The organism is Bradyrhizobium barranii subsp. apii, from assembly GCF_011516635.5.
Taxonomy (GTDB): Bacteria; Pseudomonadota; Alphaproteobacteria; order Rhizobiales; family Xanthobacteraceae; genus Bradyrhizobium; species Bradyrhizobium barranii.
Genome location: NZ_CP096255.1, coordinates 6,985,547 through 7,005,556, shown reverse-complemented (window position 1 = coordinate 7,005,556; position 20,010 = coordinate 6,985,547). Strand labels below are relative to the sequence as shown.

General features: G+C 65.0%; 14 protein-coding genes and 3 pseudogenes. 5 read left to right on the top strand and 12 right to left on the bottom strand.

The genetic code is table 11. The annotated features are described in order from the left end of the window. Positions 1-81: 81 nt before the first annotated feature. Positions 82-498 (bottom strand): winged helix-turn-helix transcriptional regulator, encoded by a 417-nt coding sequence (locus tag HAP41_RS33710; protein WP_166090245.1) that lies wholly within the window; start codon positions 496-498, stop codon positions 82-84. A 462-nt stretch (positions 499-960) separates the two neighbouring features. Between HAP41_RS33710 and HAP41_RS33705 the strand changes: the two genes are divergently transcribed. Then, the gene (locus HAP41_RS33705; protein ID WP_224580673.1) at positions 961-1,848 is read left to right on the top strand and encodes a major royal jelly family protein; all 888 of its coding nucleotides are present in this window, start codon (positions 961-963) and stop codon (positions 1,846-1,848) included. Between the two features lie 48 nt (positions 1,849-1,896). Here HAP41_RS33705 and HAP41_RS33700 read toward each other — a convergent pair whose 3' ends face one another. The 3 genes from HAP41_RS33700 to HAP41_RS33690 form a co-directional block, all read right to left on the bottom strand. Further along, positions 1,897-2,319: a hypothetical protein gene (locus HAP41_RS33700; protein WP_224580674.1), complete on the bottom strand. Its 423-nt coding sequence runs from the start codon at positions 2,317-2,319 to the stop codon at positions 1,897-1,899. A 40-nt stretch (positions 2,320-2,359) separates the two neighbouring features. Beyond that, positions 2,360-3,595, bottom strand: a complete 1,236-nt coding sequence (locus tag HAP41_RS33695; RefSeq protein WP_224580675.1) for a sensor histidine kinase — start codon at positions 3,593-3,595, stop codon at positions 2,360-2,362. Between the two features lie 125 nt (positions 3,596-3,720). Continuing rightward, complete coding sequence (locus HAP41_RS33690; RefSeq protein ID WP_071912145.1) at positions 3,721-4,401, bottom strand: response regulator transcription factor; 681 nt, start codon at positions 4,399-4,401, stop codon at positions 3,721-3,723. A 347-nt stretch (positions 4,402-4,748) separates the two neighbouring features. Between HAP41_RS33690 and HAP41_RS33685 the strand changes: the two genes are divergently transcribed. Further along, positions 4,749-5,636 (top strand): MipA/OmpV family protein, encoded by an 888-nt coding sequence (locus tag HAP41_RS33685; RefSeq protein ID WP_166090270.1) that lies wholly within the window; start codon positions 4,749-4,751, stop codon positions 5,634-5,636. A 6-nt stretch (positions 5,637-5,642) separates the two neighbouring features. Continuing rightward, the gene (locus HAP41_RS33680; RefSeq protein WP_166090273.1) at positions 5,643-6,383 is read left to right on the top strand and encodes a hypothetical protein; all 741 of its coding nucleotides are present in this window, start codon (positions 5,643-5,645) and stop codon (positions 6,381-6,383) included. A gap of 16 nt (positions 6,384-6,399) precedes the next feature. Here HAP41_RS33680 and garD read toward each other — a convergent pair whose 3' ends face one another. The 8 genes and pseudogenes from garD to HAP41_RS33640 all read right to left on the bottom strand — a co-directional run bounded on the left by garD (position 6,400) and on the right by HAP41_RS33640 (position 17,806). Next, entirely contained in the window at positions 6,400-7,941 is a 1,542-nt protein-coding gene (garD, locus tag HAP41_RS33675) for a galactarate dehydratase (RefSeq protein WP_166090331.1), read from the bottom strand. A gap of 129 nt (positions 7,942-8,070) precedes the next feature. Further along, entirely contained in the window at positions 8,071-9,519 is a 1,449-nt protein-coding gene (locus HAP41_RS33670; RefSeq protein WP_166090334.1) for an aldehyde dehydrogenase family protein, read from the bottom strand. Between the two features lie 19 nt (positions 9,520-9,538). After that, positions 9,539-10,881 (bottom strand): annotated as a pseudogene (gudD, locus tag HAP41_RS33665) (glucarate dehydratase). 26 nt (positions 10,882-10,907) lie between these two features. Continuing rightward, positions 10,908-11,852 (bottom strand): 5-dehydro-4-deoxyglucarate dehydratase, encoded by a 945-nt coding sequence (gene kdgD / locus HAP41_RS33660; RefSeq protein ID WP_166090349.1) that lies wholly within the window; start codon positions 11,850-11,852, stop codon positions 10,908-10,910. Positions 11,853-11,982: 130 nt separating this feature from the next. Beyond that, positions 11,983-12,888: a LysR family transcriptional regulator gene (locus HAP41_RS33655; RefSeq protein ID WP_063982246.1), complete on the bottom strand. Its 906-nt coding sequence runs from the start codon at positions 12,886-12,888 to the stop codon at positions 11,983-11,985. A 122-nt stretch (positions 12,889-13,010) separates the two neighbouring features. Beyond that, positions 13,011-14,366 carry an MFS transporter gene (locus HAP41_RS33650; RefSeq protein ID WP_166090363.1) on the bottom strand — a complete coding sequence of 452 codons (1,356 nt, stop codon included), beginning with the start codon at positions 14,364-14,366 and terminating at the stop codon, positions 13,011-13,013. Between the two features lie 317 nt (positions 14,367-14,683). Continuing rightward, positions 14,684-16,633, bottom strand: coding sequence for an SGNH/GDSL hydrolase family protein (locus tag HAP41_RS33645; RefSeq protein WP_166090387.1), 1,950 nt, complete (start codon positions 16,631-16,633; stop codon positions 14,684-14,686). A 90-nt stretch (positions 16,634-16,723) separates the two neighbouring features. After that, on the bottom strand, positions 16,724-17,806 hold the full coding sequence (locus HAP41_RS33640) for a lysylphosphatidylglycerol synthase transmembrane domain-containing protein (protein ID WP_063982249.1): 1,083 nt from the start codon (positions 17,804-17,806) through the stop codon (positions 16,724-16,726). Positions 17,807-18,250: 444 nt separating this feature from the next. Here HAP41_RS33640 and HAP41_RS33635 point away from each other — a divergent pair. Both HAP41_RS33635 and HAP41_RS33630 read left to right on the top strand, forming a co-directional pair. Further along, positions 18,251-18,481, top strand: a pseudogene (locus HAP41_RS33635) (YciE/YciF ferroxidase family protein); the annotation flags it as partial. A gap of 62 nt (positions 18,482-18,543) precedes the next feature. Continuing rightward, positions 18,544-19,977 (top strand): annotated as a pseudogene (locus tag HAP41_RS33630) (MFS transporter). The last annotated feature ends 33 nt before the right edge of the window (positions 19,978-20,010 follow it).

Below are 20,010 nucleotides of genomic sequence, written 5' to 3'. Positions count from 1 at the left end.
CGTAGGCCGACGCCGTCTTGATCGACGTGTGCGATTTACTTGCAGTCGCCGCAAGGCATCGTGGATACGCAGGGGCCGCGCCTACAGGCGGCCTGCCGGCAGGCTCCGTCTGACCCGCGGTGAGAGCGAAACGGCGCCGTTGACCGCGCCGGCACGGGCCGCTTCCGTCGCGAGATACTGATTGCCCCATGTCCAGAGCATGCGAACGACCGGTTCGAGCGAGCGCCCAAGCGCCGTCAGTGAATACTCGACCCGCGGCGGGACCTCCGCATAGATCTCGCGATGAATGAGGCCGTCCGCCTCGAGCTCGCGGAGCTGGCGCGTCAGCATGCGCTGCGTGATCCGGGACAGGCGCCGCTTGAGCTCGTTGAAGCGAATCGTATCGTCGAGCAGGTGATAGAGAATCACGCCCTTCCACTTGCCGTCGATCAGATCGAGGGTGGCCTCCACGGGGCATCCCACGGCACAATCATACGTCTTGCTGCCGAGCTTCTGCATGGTTCACTCCGTGATACTAGAGGACTGGCCTGTGCGTAATTGTCAGTCCCCAAATTAGCGCGCATCGTGGCTCTCGCAAAGATCGATATCGGCGAGGCGGTGATGAACGAACGACCGCTTCGGCTCGCATTGGGTCTCTGCATTGAAATCCTGTGGCGGCTGCCGGCGCGGGCCGGGCGCACGCGCGTTGGAATAACCGTAGAAAACAAAGGGAGGGAGCGGTGCGAAGCGTGAGGAGAGGAATTCGACTTGTCATTTTTCTGTCGGCGGCAGTCGTCACGGGCGCAGCCTGTGCGGAGAGCGGAGGCGGCAACGCGGAAGTCTTCGCGAAGCTCCCTCAGTCGGTCGGCAACATTGCGTTTACGCCGGACAATCAGCTGATATTCAGTCACCATCCATTCTTCAGTCCCGACGTTCGTGTGGCGCGGCTGACATCGCCGACAACGTTCGAGCCGTTTCCCAATGCGGAATGGAATACGCCACGAAAAGGCACCGATCAGTACCTGGATAACGTCCTGGGTCTTCGTTCCGACGAAAGCGGTGTCGTGTGGATCATCGACATGGGATTCCGGACGCAGATCACGCCGAAGCTGGTCGGCTGGAACACGCGCGAACAGGCTGGAGCGCATCTACTACATGCCGGAGCCCGTGACCGTGAAAGGCTCGCAGCCGCAGGACATCGTGATCGACCAGAAGAACCGGAAATTTTACATCGCCGACGAAAACATCGGGCCCGGCGGCGATGGCTCTCACGCTGCGATCATCGTCATCGACATGGATACGGGGGCCGCCCGGCGCGTGCTGGATGGCGATCGATCCACCGTCCCTGAAAATGTGCCGATCACCGTGGATGGCAATGATCTGACGGTGCCTGGCAAGGACGGCAAGCCTTCGCTCATCAAGGTCGGCTGCGACGGCATCACGATGGATGCCAGGTCCGAATGGGTCTATTTCGCGCCACTCAGCGGCCGGTCGCTGTATCGCATCAAGGCCACCGACCTCGGCAACGAGAAGCTGCCCGCCGAAGAGCTGAGCGCGCGGGTGGAACGCTACTCGGACAAGCCGAACAATGGCGGCCTGTCGATCGACTATGCGGGCAACATCTACCTGACTGCGGTCGAGACCAAATCGATTGGAATCATAGGCGCCGACCGGAAGTTTCGCACTTATCTGAGCGATCCGGACATGGTGTGGCCGGACGGGATTACTGCCTCTCCCGACGGGTACATGTACGTGTCCGCGTCTCAGGTCTCCGCAGCCGCCATGTTCCATGGCGGCAAGGCGGAAAACAAGACGCCGTATCTGATCTATCGGTTCAAGCCGATCGCAGCAGGCTATATCTCACGCTGACGGCGGGAGCGACGACCCCGGCAAGGGCAGCCGGGGTCGAAAACTGTCTCAGCGTTCTTCGCTCGTGGCGTTGGCGCTCGCCAGCCGCTTGACGCGCGGCGACAGCACCGACATCTGCGCGGGCGAGGCGGGCATGCCGGCGACGATCATCGCGGGCGCAGCCGACTGCTCCTCGACTCCGGCGCCGCCGAGAACCTGCACTTGGGTCGTCGAAATCGGAAACGACTTCACTTCGTAAGAGGGAAGCTCGCTGGCAAATGCACCGGCCGAGCTCGCAATCAGGGCGCCGGCAACGGCAATCATTGAAAGAACGCGCATTGGAAAATCTCCGTGGAAGATGGCAATCGGAGGTTTGGTCGCGGCGATGCCGCGCCAGGTTCGCTTGTGTGCGAACATTCGACCGCCGGCGGCGGATCTATTTGATTGCGTGATGCGACAGACGTGAAACGCGGAAGAAGTTTTCCACGCCAATGTTTCCGGACGGTTTCGCCGAAGGGCTAGAAGCGGCTCGTCAGCCCGTTTGCAGATCGAGGTGCGGCGATCTGGTCGTCGCGGTGGCCTCGGGAAAGCGCAAGCTCATCGTCGTGCCGCGGCCCGGCGCGGAGGAGATGACCAGCTCTCCGCCGTGCGCGGCCATGATCTCGCGGACGATCGACAGGCCGAGGCCGGCGCCGTCGCCCGCGCTGTTGCCGGTCTGAAATGGCTCGAGCAGCCTGTGCTCCGCACCGTCGGGCAGGCCCGCGCCGTCATCGTCGATCGAGATGTCGCCGCGGCTGAGCGTGGCGACGATGCGCCGCGCACCATGGGCGTGGATGAGCGCGTTGCCGACGAGATTGGCAAGCGCACTGCGTACCGCGGCGTCGACGCCCTGCACCAGGAACGGACCTTCTTCGGCGTGCTCCAGCGCAAGCTCTATGTCGGCGTCCAGCGCCGAGGGGCTGAAATCGGCCAGCACGTCCAGCGTGATCTCGGCAAGATCGATCGGTCGCTTCTCGATCGCGTGATTTTGCAATCGCGCGAGGTCAAGCATGGCGGAGACCAGCGACGTCAAGCGGCGGACGTCGCGCACCAATTCCACCCTCAGCGCCGGCTCGGGCACGTCCTCGATTTTCGCGCGCAGCAGCGTGAGCGGCGTGCGCAGCTGATGGGCGGCATTGCCGAGAAAGCGGCGTTGCATCCTGATGTAGGCGTCGATCTCGCCGAAGGCGCGGTTCAGTGCTGCGACCAGCGGCTTCAGCTCGGTGGGGACTTCGGACAGGGATATCAGGCCCTGCGGGGCCGCTGGGTCGATCGCGAGCGCGCGACGCGCCACCCGTTCGATGCCGCGCGAGACGAACCGTGCGGCCAGCATTGAGCCGATGGCGACCGTCGCCGCAAAGGCCAGCGCCAGCGTGATGATCGCGAAAATGCTGCGGACAAGGAAGTTCCTTGCAATCCGGCCGAAGCGGACCTTGGGTTCGCCGACCATCATCGTAAGCTGCAACGAGCCCCGTTGCACGACGGCGAGACAAAAGGTGTTCTTCTGGTCGAGTGTGCTGAAGACGGACGAGCCGATCGGCCCGTGATAGGGAAACGCGAAGGGGAGGGTGGGCCGGCGTTCGCTCCCGTATTCGCTGACCAGATCGCCCGCGGACAAGACGTACCAGAGGTTCGGGCTGTCCGCTTTAAGCTCCTCGAGGGCGGGAGTCGGGCGTACCGTCAGGTTTTGCCCTTCGATCACCGTAGCGCGATCGAGAACGGCGACCACAATGCGGCAAGCCCTGAACTCGCGTTCCTCCATCGGGTAACGCCAGATGAAGACACCGAGCATGATCAGGAAGATCGTCGTCGCGGCGATGCCGAGCGACAGCGCAAACGTTCGGGCAATCGACGTCATCGCGGTGTTGCCAGCCGCAGGATGTAGCCGATGCCCCGCATGCTGCGGATCTCGACATCGCCGCCGAGCTCGGTCAGTTTCTTCCGCAAGCGCGAGACCTGCGCTTCGAGCGTGTTGGATTCGATCTCGTCGTCGAAGCCGTAGATCTCCTCGATCAGGGCGGCGCGGGTGATGACGCGGTCGCGGCGCATCAGGAGCGCTCCGAGGATCAGCGCCTCGCGCCGGCGCAGCAGGATTTTCGTGTCGGCGACCACCGCTTCGTTGCTGCCGAGATGCAGCTCGACATTGCCGAGCGACAGCACCGAGGGCGCGAGTTGCCGGGGGCGCCGCAACACGGCGCGCACCCGCGCAATGAGCTCCTGCGGCTCGAACGGCTTGCCGAGATAGTCGTCGGCGCCGCCATTGAGACCGTCGACGACATCCTCCTTGGCGTCCTTGGAGGTCAGCATGATGATCGCGGGACGGTCCGCCGATCGGCTCAGCGCCGTCACCACCTGGAGCGCATCTCCATCGGGCAGCATCCGGTCGATGATCGCGAGATCATATTTGAAATTGTCCAGCGCCTGACGGGCATCGGCAATCGAGCCGACGACGTCGACAATGCCGTGCAATTGTCCGAGCAGGCGGCTGACATAGGCGCCGATCTGCGGTTCGTCTTCGATTACTAGGGAGCGCACGGGACGTCCTTGACTCTGCTGGGGCAACAAAACCCTGAGCGTGACGCTCCCTGGCCGAAGTCTGGCGTTCCGGCTCGTGCGCAGGGTTCCCATTAAGGCAGCGAGCTTGGCGAATAAAAGGCAGGAACGCGGGCGCAGACCGGCCCTAGCGTTCAAAGTTTGCGAGCGTGAGCGCGGCCCGGCAATGTTCGGGCAATATTGATCCGGCGGCGCGCCCGGCATGCGCCGCGAATGGATCGGGGCGCTGTCTGCGCCTTGCAATCTTGGGGCAATTTTGCCGGACCACATGCTGTGGCTCCTAACCACACGAGTCGACCAGGCCAGCAAGGCCGGTCCGGGGCCCCGTAATGAAGCATTTTGACGAAGCCGCTCTCCGCCTCACGGTGAATGCGCGGCGGACGACCGCGTGTCTTGCCGCACTCGGTACAATCATGGTGATCGCGCAGTCCGCATCGGCGCAGACGGCGTTCACGCTGCCGGCTCCGCCGTTCGACGTGCCGATGCTGCCTTCGCCCTCCGGCAACTGGACCGTCATGGTCGGCATCGGCGGAGAGTACACTCCGGATTTCGTCGGATCGAAGAACGGGAAACTCATGCCGATCCCGATCTTCTCCATCCGTCGTGCCGGATCGGTCGACCAGTTTCGCGGGCCCCGCGACAGCGCCAGCATCGCGCTGCTCGACGTCGGCAATTTTCGCGCCGGCCCCGCGTTCAAATACGTCGCGTCGCGCAAGAGCGACAAATATGCCGAGCTGACCGGCCTTGGCGACGTCAAGGCCGCATACGAGCTCGGCGGGTTCGTCGAATATTTCCCGGTCGACTGGCTGCGCCTGCGCAGTGAATTGCGCCAGGGCATGGGCGGTCATACCGGCACGGTCGCCGATGTCTCCGCCGACGTCATCGTGCCGCTGATCCAAAGGCTCACGATCTCGGCCGGCCCGCGCTTCACCTGGAAAAGCACCAAGGCGACCGCGCCCTATTTCGGCGTCGACGCCACGCAGGCGATGGCGTCGGGACTGCCGATGTACGACACTAGGGGCGGTGCGCATTCGGTCGGCTTCGGCAGCCAGATCTCCTATCGCATCAATCCGCAGTGGGAAGTCCATGCCTATATCGAGTATGAGAAGCTGCTGGGCGACGCCGCAGACAGCCCGCTCGTGAAGCTGCGGGGATCGTCGAACCAGACGACGATCGGCCTCGGTGCGTCCTATTCGTTCGATTTCAGGATTCGATAGGTCACCATGCGCCGCATTGCTTTTCTATGGGTTGGCCTGGCGATCGCTTGCATCGCCCTCGGCGCGGCCGCGGCGTTCGAGACGCGCGCGACCCGGCTCCAGGCGATCAAGACCGTCGGCATCGTCTCGGCCATCGGCGACGAGATGAGCCTGACGCAAGCCGGCCTGATTGCGCTCGGCAACGCCGGGCAAAGCCTCTCGATCAGCGCTTGGGGGCTGGACGAGCTGATCGTCCAGCAGGCGACGAAGCTGCTCGGTGGACGCTTTCGCGTGCAGGCGGTGAGCTATCGACGCGCCGCGTTTGCCGCGATCAGGGATTCGGCGGTTGCGCCCGTCAATCTCCTGCGCAGCGATCCGTTCAAGGAGCTGGTTCGCAGCGATGTCGCGCCGCAGGGGTTGGATGCGTACATCGTCATCACCCGGGCCAGATCGAAGCTCGGCAACGGCCGCAACGTCGAGGGCATCGGGCTCGCCCAATATCGGACGCTGCTTGCGGATTACGGCCTGATCCACGCGCTGTACGAGGTGCGCGTGATCGACGGCAAGTCGTTCGACTTGATCGAGAAGCGGGCGGCCGCGCCGCTCGACAACACGGGGACCATGCGGCTCGCCGGACCCAGCGGGCCGATCGACGCGACGTTCGAGGGGCCGGCTGCGAGCGAACGGCTACGCGCGGCGATCACGGATCTCATCACGCGCAGCTTGCCCGTCACGCTAGGCGACATGCACCTGATCGACGGTCAGTGAGGCCGGTTGGCCGGTTTCAGGTCACCGGCGCCGGATTGATCAGCGTGAGGTCGTTGTGGATGCCCCAACGGTCCGACCACGGCTTTGTGCGGCCACTGGCGACGTCGAGGATCAGGCGGAACAGGTCCCAGCCGGTTTCCTCGATGGTCTTCTCGCCGGTGGCGATGCCGCCGGCGTCGAAGTCGATCAAATCCTTCCAGCGGCGGGCGAGCTCGGTGCGGGTCGCGACCTTGATCACGGGCGCGGCGGCAAGGCCGTAGGGCGTGCCGCGGCCGGTGGTGAACACCTGCAGCGTCATGCCGGAGGCGAGCTGGAGCGTGCCGCAGATGAAGTCGGACGCGGGCGTTGCCGCGAACAGCATGCCTTTCTGCGTCGCCTTCTCGCCGGGCGAGAGCACGCCGGTGATGGCGGACGAGCCGGACTTGACGATCGAGCCGAGTGACTTTTCGACGATGTTGGCGAGGCCGCCCTTCTTGTTGCCGGGCGTGGTGTTGGCGCTGCGATCGGCGCCGCCGCGGGCGAGATAAGAGTCGTACCAGGCCATCTCGCGCACCAGCGCGCGGCCGACGTCCTCGTTGATGGCGCGCCGCGTGAGCAGCTGGATCGCGTCGCGCACTTCGGTCACTTCCGAGAACATCACGGTCGCGCCGGCACGCACCAGGAGATCGGCGGCGAAGCCGAGTGCAGGGTTGGCCGTGACACCGGAAAACGCGTCGCTGCCGCCGCATTGCAGACCGATGACGAGATCGGCCGCGGGGCAGGTCTCACGGGTGCGCTTGTTGAGGATCTTCAGGCGAGCCTCAGCCTGGGTCATGATCGCATCGACGATGGCGCCAAAACCGTCGAAAGCTTCGTCCTGCATGCGCACGATGGCATCGCTGACGCCTTCCGGCACCAGCCGCTCGGGCGCGAGCTTTTCGCAGCCGAGGCTGATGACCAGGATCTCGCCGCCGAAATTCGGGTTCTGCGCGATGTTCTGCAGCGTGCGGATCGGAACGACCGCATCGGGGGCATTGATGGCGACGCCGCAGCCATAGGCGTGCGTCAGCGGCACGACGTCGTCGACGTTCGGGTATTTCGGCAGCAGTTCGGCGCGGATGCGCTTCACGGCATATTCCATCGTGCCCTTGACGCATTGCACGGAGGAGGAGATGCCGAGGATGTTCTTCGTTCCGACCGAGCCGTCGGTGTTGCGAAAGCCTTCGAAGGTGAAGCCTTCGAGCGGCGGCAGCGGCGCGGGGACGGCGGTCGAGATTTCCAGCTTGTCGAGGGCAGGGGCCTCCGGCATGCGGATGCGCGCTTCGTCGACCCATTCGCCGGCCAGGATCGGCGACAACGCGTGGCCGATCACCTCGCCGTAGCGGATGATCGGTTGATCTTGCGCGATATCGACCAGCGCTGTCTTGTGCCCTTGCGGCACGAAGGCGCGCAGCGTCAGCCCGCTGGCGAAGCGGGAGCCGGCGGGAAGCCCGAAATCATTGACCACGATCGCGACATTGTCGCGCTCGTTGAGCTTGATGTAGCGGGGCTGCTCTTTCGCTGCGACGTCCTGGTCCATCTGCTTTGCCTCAGAAACTGAAGTCGTATGGTGGGCAAAGGCGCAACGCGCCGTGCCCACCATGCTTCACACCGAACGTAAGCGGTGGGCACGCTTCGCTTTGCCCACCCTACGATATCTTCCCCGTGGTTAGCCCGGATAGGTATAGGCGGTCTTCACCGTGGTGTAGAACTCGCGCGCATAGGAGCCCTGCTCGCGGGCGCCGTAGCTCGAACCCTTCCGGCCGCCGAACGGCACGTGATAGTCGACGCCGGCGGTCGGCAGATTGACCATCACCATGCCGGACTCGCTGTTGCGCTTGTAGTGCGAGGCGTATTTCAGGCTGCTCGTGCAGATGCCCGAGGCGAGGCCGAACTCGGTGTCGTTGGAGATCGCCAGCGCTTCCTCGTAGTTCTTGGCGCGAATGACGGCGGCGACGGGGCCGAAGATTTCCTCACGCGCGATGCGCATGTTGTTGTTGGCCTCGGTGAACAGCGCCGGCTGGAGGTAGTGGCCGGGCGTCTCGCGCTTGAGCAGCTCGCCGCCGAAGGCAAGCTTGGCGCCTTCGTCCTGGCCGATCTTGATGTAGCGCAGGTCCTGGTCGAGCTGGCTCTGGTCGACCACGGGGCCGATATGTACGCCGGCCTTCAGCGCGTCGTCCACCGACAGGCCCTTCAGGCGCTCGGCCACCGCCGCAACGAAACGATCGTGGATGCCTTCGGTGACGATCAGGCGGGAGGACGCCGTGCAGATCTGGCCGGTCGAGAAATAGGCGCCGTTGACGGCGACCTCGACGGCGGTCTTGAGGTCGGCGTCGTCAAGCACGACCAGCGGATTCTTGCCGCCCATCTCGAGCTGGAACTTCTTCATCGGGTTCGAGAGCACGCAGGCCTGCGCGATCTTGCGGCCGGTCTGCACCGAGCCGGTGAAGGAGATCGCGGCCACATCCGGGTGATCGAGCAGGGTCTGGCCGACCACGGAGCCGGAGCCGACCACGAGGTTGAACACGCCGGCCGGAATGCCGGAGCGGGTGATGATCTCGGACAGCGCATGTCCCGAGCCCGGCACCAGCTCGGCCGGCTTGAACACCACGGTGTTGCCGTAGCAGAGCGCGGGCGCGATCTTCCAGGCGGGGATCGCGATCGGGAAATTCCAGGGCGTGATCATGCCGATGACGCCGACCGGCTCACGGGTGAGCTCGACGTCGAGGCCGGGACGGACGGAGGCACCCTTTTCGCCGATCAGGCGCAGGGCTTCGCCGGCGAAGAACGCAAAGATCTGGCCGGCACGTGCGACCTCGCCGATGCCCTCGGGGAGCGTCTTGCCTTCCTCGCGGGCGAGCAGGCGGCCGAGCTCTTCCTTGCGGGCGATAATTTCGAGCGAAATCTTGTTCAGCGCGTCATAGCGCACCTGCGGCGTCGACTGCGCCCAGGCCGGGAAGGCGGCCTTGGCTGCCGCGATCGCCTTCTCGGTCTGCGCCTTGTCGGCCTTGGCGTACTCGCCGACGAGGTCGTTGGTGTTGGAGGGGTTGATGTTCTTGGTGACGCCGGAGCCGTCGACCCATTCGCCGCCGATGAAGTTCTTCAGGATCGCAGTCATGTAGTCCTCCGAGATTTTCTTAACGCACGAGGCAGGGACGCTTGTCGTCAAAGGTCCAGCCGGGGATCAGGTCCTGCATGGCAGTAGCGTCATCGCGGGCGCCGAGTCCATGCTTCTTGTAAAGCTCATGCGCGGTTTCGATGGCCGGGCGGTCGATTTCGATGCCGAGGCCCGGCCGCTCGGGCACGGCGATCCTGCCGCCCTTGATCTGGAGCGGCTCCTTGGTCAGCGCCTGGCCGTCCTGCCAGATCCAGTGGGTATCGATCGCGGTGACCTTGCCGGGCGCGGCGGCGCCGACATGGGTGAACATCGCGAGCGAAATGTCAAAGTGATTGTTGGAGTGCGAGCCCCAGGTCAAGCCATTGTCGCGGCAGGTCTGGGCGACGCGCACCGAGCCCTGCATGGTCCAGAAGTGGGGATCGGCCAGCGGAATGTCCACCGCGCCCAGGCGCAGCGCATGCGAGAGCTGGCGCCAGTCGGTCGCGATCATGTTGGTCGCGGTCGGCAGGCCCGTGGCACGGCGGAACTCGGCCATGATCTCGCGACCCGAGAAGCCGGCTTCGGCGCCGCAGGGATCCTCGGCATAGGCAAGAATGCCGTGCATGCCCTTGCAGAGGCTGATGGCCTCGTCGAGCGACCATGCGCCGTTGGGGTCGAGCGTGACGCGTGCGTCGGGGAAGCGTTTTGCGATGGCGGTGACGGCCTCGATCTCCTGCTCGCCGCGGAGCACGCCCCCTTGAGCTTGAAGTCGGCGAAGCCATAGTGGTCGTGGGTGGCTTCCGCGAGCCGCACCACGGTCTCCGGCGTCATCGCCTCCTGGTGGCGCAGGTTGAACCATTCGGGCTTGCCGGTCTCGCCGCTGACGTAGTCAAGCTTGCTCTTGCGCCGGTCGCCGACGAAGAAGAGATAGCCGAGCGTCTCGACGCTCTTGCGCTGCTGGCCTTCGCCGAGCAGTGCGGCGACGGGCAGGTTGAGGTGCTGGCCGAGCAGGTCGAGCAGTGCGGACTCGATCGCCGTGACCGCATGGATCATCACGCGCAGGTCGAACGTCTGCTTGCCGCGGCCGCCGGCATCTCGGTCGGCGAACGCCGTGCGGACGTCGGCAAGGATGTTGTTCATCGCGCCGACGGTCTTGCCGATCACGAGATCGCGGGCATCCTGGAGCGTCTGCCAGATCTTTTGCCCGCCCGGTACCTCGCCGACGCCGGTGTGTCCGGAATTGTCGGTGAGGATGACGATGTTGCGGGTGAAGAACGGCGCGTGCGCGCCGCTCAGATTGAGGAGCATGCTGTCGCGGCCCGCGACCGGGATCACCTGCATCGATGTGACGACCGGTGCGCCGGAGACCTCAGTCTGGGCCATAGCACGCTCCTCCCTGTTGTTGTCTGTTATTCTGCAGCTTGTTGTGACGATCGGATGGCGGGCAGATTCTTCACCAGCGCGGTCAGCTCCGCAACCTCCTGCTCGGTGAGATCGGTCAGCGGCGGGCGGACGGGGCCGGAATCGCGGCCGATCACCTTCATGCCGGCCTTGATGATCGAGACCGCATAGCCCTTCTTGCGGTTGCGGATCGCGATCAGCGGCAGGATGAAGTTCTTCAGGCCCGCATGGATCGTCTCATGGTCGCGCTTGCGCACCGCGGCGTAGAAATTGGTGGCGAATTCCGGAACGAAGTTGAACACGGCCGAGGAGTAGGTCGTCACGCCCATGTCGAGATAGGGCAGTGCGAAGGTTTCCGCGGTCGGCAGGCCGCCGATATAGGTGAGGCGGTCGCCGAGCTTGGTGTAGACGCGGGTCATCAGCTCGATGTCGCCGATGCCGTCCTTGTAGCCGACGAGGTTCGGGCAGCGTTCGGCGAGGCGCGCCAGCGTATCGGGCTGCAGGATGGCGTTGTCGCGGTTGTAGACGATGACGCCGATCTTCACGGCGGCGCACACGGCTTCCACGTGGGCAGCAAGGCCGTCCTGCTCGGAATGGGTCAGATAGGGCGGCAGCAGCAGCAGGCCGTTGGCGCCGGCCTTTTCCGCGCCGATCGCGATCTCGCGCGCGGTGGCGGTGCCGTAGCCGGTGCCGGCGAGCACGGGCACGCGGCCCTTGGTCTCGTCGACGGCGATCTTGACCACCTGCGGAACCTCGGTCGGCGTCAGCGAGAAGAACTCGCCGGTGCCGCCGGCGGCGAACAGGCCGGCAACGTCATAGCCGCACAGCCAGTCCATGTTGGCGCGGTAGGTCGCCTCATCGAACGAATAGTCCGCCTTGAAGGGCGTGACGGGGAAGGACAGGAGGCCCGATCCGATCTTCTGGGCCATTTCCTGCGGGGTCATCTTGCTCATGGGCGCTGCTCCCTTAATTGCGTGTTGTGGAGGACGCGGGCCGAGGCCTGCGCGTCCATGCGCCGTTGTTTAGGAGACGGTTCGATGCGCGTCCAAGCCAAAGCCTATATCGACCGATGCGGATTGAGCATCAATCGTCTGCCACCTCCGCGGAGGACAATTCGCCTGCGATTTTGACCAGCGCCGAGAGCAGCGGATTCTCGTCGTCGCGGCGCCAGACCATGAACAGCTCGACGGGAACGCGGGTGCGCAGCTTCAGCGGCCGCAGCCGCACGTCGGAGATCTTCAGGCTCGCAGCCGCGGCCGGCACGATGGCAAGGCCGAGGCCGGCGCGGACCATGGCGAGGATCGAATGGATCTGGCTCAAATGCTGCACATAGCGCGGCAGCACGTCGGCGCGGGTGAACAGCGCCACCAGGAGATCGTGGAAATATCGGCTCTCATAGGGCGAGTACATCACGAAGGGCTGGTCGTCGAAGTCCTTTATGGTGATGGTCTCGGCGTTCGCCAGCGGATGCTTCTTCGGGATCGCGGCGAGCAGGGGTTCGGCGACGACACGGCGGCTGGCCACTTCGGGGCGCGCTATCGGCGGCCGCAACAGCCCGGCGTCGATCTGGCCGGAGCTGAGCGCCTCGAACTGATCACCGGACACCATCTCCTTCAGCGAGAAATCGACCTCGGGCAGCTTGGCGCGGCAGGCGGCGACGAGCTCCGGGAGGAAGCCGTAGGCGGCAGCCGCCGTGAAGCCGATTTTCAGCGAGCCGGTTTTGCCGAGCGCAATGCGGCGGGCGACTTGCGAGGCGCTTTCGGCGAGCTTCAGGATGCGCCGCGCCTCCGGCAGGAAGCTGCGCCCAGCCGGGGTCAGGCGCACCGAGCGGCTGGTGCGTTCGAGCAAGGGCGCGTCGATGATGTGCTCGAGCACCTGGATCTGCCGCGACAGCGGTGGCTGGGTCATGTTCAGCCGCGCGGCGGCGCGGCCGAAATGCAGTTCTTCGGCCACCGTGACGAAACAGCGGAGCTGGTTGAGGTCGAACATCGATACATGCCTTAGATGGATAAGGCGTTTCCCCGGCACTTCTAGCATCGATCATCCCCAAAACAAAGACGGCGGCTGAGGAGCCGCCGTTGAGTTGCCTGGTCAAGCTCCCGTGGGAGCCCTCAGGAGGAACGTTTGAGCACCACCCGCTCGATTTTGCCGACCACCACGAGATAGGCGAACGCGGCCACCAGCGCGTTGGCGCCGACGAACAGCAGTGCGCCGTTGAATGAGCCGGTCGCGGCCAGGATGTAGCCGATCACGATCGGGGTGCTGATCGAGGAGAGGTTGCCGAAGGTGTTGAACAGGCCGCCGGAGACGCCGCCGGCTTCCTTGGGCGAGGTGTCGGAGACGACCGCCCAGCCGAGCGCGCCGATGCCCTTGCCGAAGAAGGCGAGCGCCATGAAGCCGACCACCAGCGCCTGTCCGTCGACATAGTTGCAGGCGATGATCGACATCGATAGCAGCATGCCGCCGACGATCGGGATCTTGCGCGCCATCGTCAGTGAGCCGGTCTTGCGCAGGATGGCGTCGGAGATGACGCCGCCGAGCACGCCGCCGATGAAGCCGCACAGCGCCGGCAGCGTCGCGACGAAGCCGGCTTGCAGGATCGACAGGCCGCGCTCCTTGACGAGGTAGACCGGGAACCAGGTCAGGAAGAAATAGGTCAGCGTGTTGATGCAGTACTGGCCGAGATAGACGCCGAGCATCATGCGGTTGGAGAGCAACTGGCGGATGTGGTCCCAGCCGGAGCCGGACTCGGGCGCGCGCTCCTGCATCAGATCGTTTTTGGGCGCATCGAGATCGACCAGCGCGCCGCCTTCCTTGATGTAATCGAACTCGGCCTCGTTGATGCCGGGATGCTCCTTCGGGCCGTAGACGGTCTTGATCCAAACCAGGCCCATGATGACGCCGAGCCCACCCATCACGAAGAACACGAAGCGCCAGCCGTAATCGTGCGCGATCCAGCCCATCAGCGGTGCGAAGATCACGGTGGCGAAATACTGTCCCGAATTGAATAAGGCCGATGCGGTGCCGCGCTCATTGCCGGGAAACCAGGCCGCGACGATGCGGGCGTTGGCGGGGAAGGACGGCGCTTCCGCGACGCCGACGAGGAGGCGAAGTGCGAACAGCACGATGATGGCGGCGCCGGCGCTGAGGAAGCCGACCCAGCCCTGCATCATCGTGAACAGCGACCAGACGATGATGCTGAAGGCATAGACGAGGCGCGAGCCGTAGCGGTCGAGCAGCCAGCCGCCCGGCACCTGCGCCGCGACATAGGACCAGCCGAAGGCCGAGAAGATCCAGCCCATGGCGACGGGATCGAGATGAAGCTCCTTCGAGAGCGCGGGGCCCGCGATCGACAGCGTGGCGCGGTCGGCATAGTTCACGGTCGTGACCAGGAACAACATGGTCACGATGAACAGCCTGACGCGAGACCTCCTCACGTCCGCTGCGGACGACACCACTGCGCTCATCACGCGCCTCCTTAGAACTCGAAATGTTTCCTCACTGCGACTCCTAGAGGCGCGCGCGGCAAAGTGTCCAAGTTCAAGGGAGTATCGATCGATGCCGTTTTTGGATCGATGGAACGGCAGGTGCGGGGAACGATCGTGAGGTGACGAGAATGTGCGATCGTGATGCGCGAGGTCGTGCTCCGCACACCACTGTCATTCGCCGCAAAAGCGGGGAATCCAGTACGCCGCAGCCTCTCGATTCAATCACCGCTGTCACGGAGTACTGGATCGCCCGCATTCGCGGGCGATGACACCGAGTAAGTGGGAGCAGTGTCGTGCTATTGCTGCGTGCCCAGCAGCGGCGCCAACAGTCCGCGCGTCACGCCGGGCGGCACCGCATCGAGGCCGAGCACGCTGCTCGCGGCCGGCAGTGCGGCGTCCGCCATCGCGGCGTGGCCTTCCGCGCTTGGATGCACGGCGCCGCCGTAGACGGCGGAGAGCACGCCCCAGGTGGCGTCGTGGATGTCGGTCGGCTGGCTCGCCGCCGGCAGGCCTTGCGGATAGGTCATCGCGGCAAAATAGCTGTCATTGGCATCGCGGATCCAGCGCGCGCGCGGCAGGTAGGCGCGATACTCCGAGGCGCCGCGGCCGCACAGCATCGGCTGGCTCGCCGCGCTCACGATATCGGGATTGAAGCTCTGGCCGTTCTCGGCGAAACACGTGCGGTCGAATTCGGGATCGTTGCCCGAATGGGCGCAGAAGCCGTGATCGCCGAATGCCGCCTGGTGCGAATCCACGAAGGTCATGCGGTCGGCTTCGGGATCGCGGCATAGCGCTCCGCGCGTGCAGGTGGCGAGCCCCTTCAGTTGCGGCAGGAATTCGGTGTCGACGAAGGTCGAGACGCGAGCCAGGCGCTGCGGATCGGCGTTGAAGGACGGATGGATGTCGAACCCGGCGCGGCCACCGCGGCAGGGCACGCCGCCATCGGCGAGCGCGGGATTGGCGTAGGAGACATAGACCACGTGCGAGAGGTCGCCGCCGACGAGCGGCTTCAGCGCCTCGCGCAGCTTGACGAAATTCTGCGGCAGCTCGCGCGCCAGCGCATCGCGGGAATCGTCGACGCTCGCCATCACGCCGGAGCGGCGGAACAGCGCGCGCTCGGTCGCGGTGTCGACGATGACGTCGGCGACGAGGCCGGAGAAGTAGACATCGTTCGCGCCGATCGAGAGCAGCACGAGGTCAAGCGTGCGGTCGGGCTGGCGCTTTTTCGCCGCGGTGAGCGCCTCGCGCAGCTCGGCGACCTGGGCGTTCACGCTGGTGTTGCAGACGCCGGTCTTGCCGGGCGGGCATTCGCGGGCGCGCTGCGAGCCCAGCAGCCCGTCGCCGATGCTGGCGCCGGTGCAGGCGAGCGGCAGAAAGGTCACCGCGATGTGGGTGTAGCGCACCGCGAGCGCGAGAGCCGTGCGGGCCTGGTAGCTGTAGAGCGAGCGGTGGCAGGGCGAGTTGAACCAGAGCGCGCCGTAATGTTGCCAGTTGGCGAGGGTGTCGGGTGCCTCGCAGGCGCGGCCACCTTTATAGCCGGCGCGGCTCGGCCGGTAGTACTGCGCACCGGCGGTACCGAGATAGGAGCGGAAGCAGAAGCCCTCGTCCGACAGCGCCAGCGGCCGGTCCGGGTTGCCTTCGCCGGAGCCGATGCTGTCGCCGAGCCCGGCGACGAAGATGTCGCGGACCTGAATCTCGGCCTGGACGCGCTGGGTCGGATCGGAGCCGGAGGAGACGTCGACGCTCGCGACCGTCTGCTTGCCGTAGCGGACCCGCAGGTTGATCGGCTCGGCGCAATCGAAAGTCGAGGTCTGCGGCCCGTCGCCGTCGTCGAACGACCAGGCGCAGGTGGCGCCGACCGGCACTGCGCCGGTCAGGCGCACGGTCACCGGATGGTCGGTCGGCGTGAGGTAATTCTCTTTGACGTTGTCGCGGGTGCAGGGCTGGTTGACCCGGCCCTGGAGGTCGATGCAGAGCCGGTTGACCATGTTGCGGGCCCAGCCGCGGCCCTCGCTCTGGAGCTCCAGCGACTGCTCGGCGGCGAGGATGCTGCGGTTACGCGCGTTCTCGACATGGAGCTGGAAGTCGCGCTCCTCGCGGAACAGGCGGAAGCGGTTGCGCACCTCCCAGGATATTTGCATCGCACCGGCGTCCTGCGCGGCGGCGCGCTCGAGCGGCAAAGACGTCAGAATCCCAGCAAGCAGCAGGAGGCCTGCGGGAAGGGTACGAAAGGAAAAAGGGATCATGGCCCGCGTGTTCAACGGCAAAGTTGAGGCGGAAATAAGAGAGCATTGCTGCCCCGCCCGCAACCTCTGTCTGACGGTCGCCCGCCCGCCTTACCGCTTGCTGGCCTGTCGCAACGACCGCTCGCGTTCCATCGCTGCGACCTGCTTGGGCAGGTTGCCTTGCGCGCAGGCCTCGGCCAGCCGCCGCCGCTCCTGCCAAGGCTCGACCACGTTCATCCAGAGCTCGCGCGCGCCCATGATGGAGATGGCGAGGCCGAACGGGATCACGAAATAGAGGATGCGGAAGACCAGCAGGGTCGCCAGAAGCTGCTCGCGGCCGAATTCGGGCAGCGCGACCAGCATGGCGACATCGAACACGCCGATCGAGCCGGGCGCGTGGCTGGCAAAGCCGATCAGCGTCGCCAGGATGAACACCACCGCCAGCGACATGAAGTCGATCGACGGATTGGCCGGCATCAGCAGGTACATCGCCGTTGCGCAGAAGCCGAGATCGACCACGCCGATCAGGATCTGGACCAGCGTCAGCGGCGCCGAGGGCAGCACCACCTTCCAGCCCTTCTGGCCGAGCTCGCGGCGCTTCTCGCCCATGCAGAGCCAGACCAGATAGGCGCCGATCGAGGCGAGGCCGCCGAGCCCGATCAGCCGGTTGATCGACGACGGCAGTTGATCCATCGATGAGGCGGCATCCGGATGGATGACCATGCCGATCGAGAGCACGAAGATGTTACCGAGCCAGAAGGTCAGGCCTGACAGGAAACAGATCTTCGCGACGTCGATCGCGTTCAGCCCGTAGTCCGAATAGATCCGGAAGCGGATCGCGCCGCCGGTAAAAACGGTGGCGCCGATGTTGTGGCCGATCGAATAGGACGTGAAGCTGGAGAGTGCTGCGATGCGATAGGGCACATGCTTCTTGCCGATCGTTCGCAGTGCAAAATAATCGTAGAAGGTCAGCGTACAGAACGCGAAGACGACGCAGATCGCCGCCAGCCCGATATTCCCGCGGGGAATCTCGGTCAACGCGGTCAGGATGACGCCGGTATCGATGTCCTTGAGAGTGCGCGCAAGCGTGGTGATCGCGAAGGCGATGATGAAGACGCTCGCAGCAACACCGAGCCGTCGCCAGCCGATCCATCTCTTGAAGCCGCGCTTCAGCGCGGGCAGCAGTCCGTGCATTCATCCTCCCGGCGGGGGGCAAGACCGATCGGCCAGACATTGGCCGGTCGGGTGCGATCACTGCCCGAAATGGGCTTCGACCGCTAGGCATGATGTAGCTCATTTAAGGCAAAAACAGCGACTTGTGCAGCCCTTGACAACGATAGGTTCTGCGTTCGACCGATAGGTTCTGCGGTGGACCGCCGCTTTTGTCATATGTGGTTCATATCGGGCGCGCGTTAAGCATATGAGTCGAGGCACTTGCCTGGAACGCGCGTCCGCATCTTGACATGATTTCGTGTCCGCCCGCAGTCGGCATTGTTCCAACGCAAGCGATGCGAGCTTTTTGGGAACGTCGGTACCGTGCGCCGGTTAGCGCTCCATCAGCAATCGAACACGGCGGAATCATCGGCTTTTCGTGCGAGCCGACGCCTCAATGTTCCCGAAACCGCGAGGATCGGAACGATGGGACTGTTCACAAAAGACATCAAGACCATGAACGACCTGTTCGTGCACCAGCTTCAGGACATCTATTACGCCGAGCAGCAGCTCACCAAGGCGCTGCCGAAAATGGCAGATAAGGCCACCGATCCGCAGCTGAAGCAGGGCTTTTTGACGCACCTCGAAGAAACCAAGCAGCACGTCAAGCGGCTCGAGGAAGTGTTCAAGATGCACGGCGCGCAGGTTCGGTCATTGTCGAAGCATGACGGCGGGCTGGAAGCGTATGTTTCGCATGGGGCTGCAACCGAGGCGGCAGCATGCGAGCCAGCACCATCAAATATGAACCTCTCGACGGTGGAGCCAGTGCGCAGCGTGCCGGCTCGCGCCTTGCAACGTCCCTCACGCTTGCCGCGATGAGCCTCGGCTATGGCGTGGTCCAGCTCGACGTCACCATCGTCAACACTGCGCTGGACGCGATGGGCAAATCGCTCGGCGGCGGCGTCGCCGAGCTGCAATGGGTGGTCAGCGCCTATACCATCGCCTTTGCCGCTTTCATTTTGACCGCAGGCGCGCTCGGCGATCGCATCGGCGCCAAGCGCATCTTCATGGCGGGGTTCGCCATCTTCACCGCGGCCTCGCTCGCCTGCGCGATGTCGCCCAATGCGGCCGTGCTGATCGCAGCGCGGCTGGTCCAGGGGCTGGCAGCGGCGATCCTGGTGCCGAATTCCCTGGCGCTGCTCAATCATGCCTATGCGGACGACCGCGCGCGTGGCCGCGCCGTGGCGGTCTGGGCCGCCGGCGCCAGCCTGGCGCTCACTGCCGGTCCCTTCGTCGGCGGCGCACTGATCACGCTGGTCGGCTGGCGCGCGATCTTCCTGGTCAACCTGCCGATCGGTCTTACCGGCTTGTGGCTGAGCTGGCGCTAAGCCAGCGAGACCACGCGGTCGCGCGCGCGCGAGATCGATCTGCCCGGCCAGCTCGCCGCGATCGCTGCGTTGGGCACGCTTGCCGGCGCGATCATCGAAGCTGGCGCGCTCGGCTGGAGCCATCCAGCCGTGATCGCAGCATTCGTCGCCTCAGCCGCATTCGCGGTGCTCTTCGTCTGTCGCGAGAGCCGCACCGTGCAGCCGATGCTGCCGCTGTCGCTGTTCGGTCACCGGCTGTTTACCCTGACCACGATCGTCGGCCTCCTCGTCAACATCGCGATCTACGGCCTGATCTTCGTGCTGAGCCTGTATTTCCAGAGGATCAACGGGCTGTCGGCCTGGTGGACCGGGCTCGCCTTCGTGCCGATGATGGGGGCGGTGCTGCCCGTCAACCTGCTGGCGCCGCGTGTGGCCGAGCGCATCGGCTCGTGCCCGACCATCGTGGTCGGCGCCTGTATCTCGGCACTCGGCTGTCTCGGGCTGCTCTGGACCGAAGCCGGGACCTGCTACTGGGCGATCTTTGCGCAGATGATCGCGATCAGCGGTGGACTTGGCCTGCTGGTGCCGCCGCTGACCTCCACCTTGCTCGGCAGCATCGACAAGGCGCGCTCCGGTATCGCCGCCGGTGTCCTGAACGCGACGCGGCAGACCGGCAGCGTGCTCGGCGTCGCGCTGTTCGGCTCGCTGGTGGCTTCGGACAGTGCATTCATGACGGGCCTTCACCAGTCGCTAATCATATCGGCGGCCGTCCTGCTGCTCGCCGCCGCCGTGATCGGCCTCGGCGCAAATGCACCTGACGCAAAGGCGCAAGGGCGCTCAATTTGAGCGATCCCACACATTCTCTGTTCACCATTCCCG